Source organism: Bifidobacterium hapali (assembly GCF_002259755.1).
In the GTDB taxonomy this organism is placed as follows: Bacteria; Actinomycetota; Actinomycetes; order Actinomycetales; family Bifidobacteriaceae; genus Bifidobacterium; species Bifidobacterium hapali.
Genome location: NZ_MWWY01000066.1, coordinates 1 through 1,736, shown reverse-complemented (window position 1 = coordinate 1,736; position 1,736 = coordinate 1). Strand labels below are relative to the sequence as shown.

The 1,736-nt window shown below is 62.5% G+C and carries 2 protein-coding genes; one reads left to right on the top strand and one right to left on the bottom strand.

Annotated features, from left to right (window positions below):
* Positions 1-198 (top strand): hypothetical protein (locus tag BHAP_RS11780; RefSeq protein ID WP_211279749.1); only part of this gene is annotated, 198 nt, incomplete at its 5' end.
* Positions 199-220: 22 nt separating this feature from the next.
* On the opposite strand, the gene BHAP_RS11285 is transcribed toward BHAP_RS11780, so the two are convergent.
* On the bottom strand, positions 221-1,357 hold the full coding sequence (locus BHAP_RS11285; protein ID WP_094730741.1) for an IS1249 family transposase: 1,137 nt from the start codon (positions 1,355-1,357) through the stop codon (positions 221-223).
* Positions 1,358-1,736: the final 379 nt, after the last annotated feature.

The window sequence follows — 1,736 nt, the reverse complement described above, 5'->3', positions numbered from 1 at the left end:
GAACGTTCTCATGAAATTTTCAGACAACACACACTACTTGCCCAAGAAGAGACGGTTTACTGTATATCAGGTCGCAAGGCCGATATAACTGAATCCCTTCTCTCTTCTTTCTCTTCTCCAAAAGCCCGGCATCATCGCCGGGCTTTCTTCTTATGGGTTATGCAGGCTGCGGCATGTGGCGTGCTTTTGGGGTTATAGGCCAAAATGTGTGTCTGGTGGTCTAGTCGTTGGATGGCCATTCGACCCGGGTGTGGAAGTCGTTCCAGTCGATGCCGGTGCCGTGGTGCATGGGGATGCCGAACGTCTCGTATCGGCCCTGCGGGCTGTTCTCCCATGCCTTCTGGTAGAGGCTCTCCAGCCGTTCGTCCGTGATCGCGTTCGTCGCCAGCCATGCGTCCGTCTCGGGGTGTTCGGCGTGCTGGTGGCACCACCAGCAGATCGCCTTCAGTTGCCGGATCAGGCGCAGTCCGCGGTGATGGCGCAGCATGTCCCGGATTCGTCCGTTCCATGATTCGATGAGGTTGTTCGTGGATGGTATCGTTCCGTTCTCCGTCAGGTCCTCGTCGAGGAACGTGAACAGGTGCCCCTCGCGGATGCGTCCGCGGATCNTGCGCNTGGCCTTGACGNGTCNNTGGTGCATGTCGTTCACGCTGCCGTCGGCGTATTCGCTTTTCTCGTCGAGGAAACCCGCGAAGTCCTGCTCCCACTGGTTGTAGGAGGCCAGCCAACTGGCCGCGGCCGCGCCGTCCCTGACGCGCGGCAGGGCGAGGGCGATGCGTCTGAGCTGTCTGCCCGCCTCCAGCCGGGGCCTCATGCCGGTGAGCCCGAATATGTTGGCCTGCACGTGGAACAGGCAGCGTTGGATGCGGGTGTCGGGCCACATGGTCTTCGCGGCCTTCATGATGCCGCCCCCGCCGTCGCACACGAGCACGTCCGGTGGCGCGATGCGCGCCATCAGGCTCTGCCACGCCGCCGACCGTTCGCTTTTGGCGATGTGCCAGCCGATCACGTGCCCGTCGGCGATGGCGATCAGCACCACGGCGTCGCGGTGCAGGTGAATGCCGTCCACATGCACCACGTGATGCACCTCGTCCACCAGGGGCACCGGCGGCCACAGGCCCCACATCAGCTCGCACCGGCGGCGCAGCGTGCGGGAGGGCAGGTCGTGCTCGGCCTGCGACCGTNTGGANAACAGCCAGTCCAGTCCGCACCGCAGGTCACGGGCCCTGTTGTCGCGCGACTGGGTGCGCGNGCNCCCGCAGCCGGCGNCCCGGCACCGCCACCTGNCCCGCCCCGAGCTTGTTCTTCCGTTCCGTNTCANCGGCNCGCCGCACACGGCGCAACTGGGNGTGTNCATCCACCCAATCTGCCACGCCAACTCGAANGCCGCTCAACCGTTGTCCCGAAAGGCCTCACAGCCTGTTCCGGACACACATTCTGGCCGACTTCAAGTTCCCCGCCCATACAACTCGAACAGGGGAAACGCCCACTGCCACAAAGGAAAGCGAGCCAAAACAGACACACATTTTGGCCTATAACCCCGCTTTAGGTATTGTGCTGTGCATCCGTTCTCCATAGCGATGCGTGGCGGGTCCATATCGCGTGGCAGAAATCGCTCACTGAGCGGCACTCAGTGAGCGATTTCTGCCACGCGTGTTGTGTGGGCCATGTTGCGTCATACCAGAACGTGATGGCNTCATGCCGAGTGGCGGTTTTTGCTCGCTGACAGTGGTCTG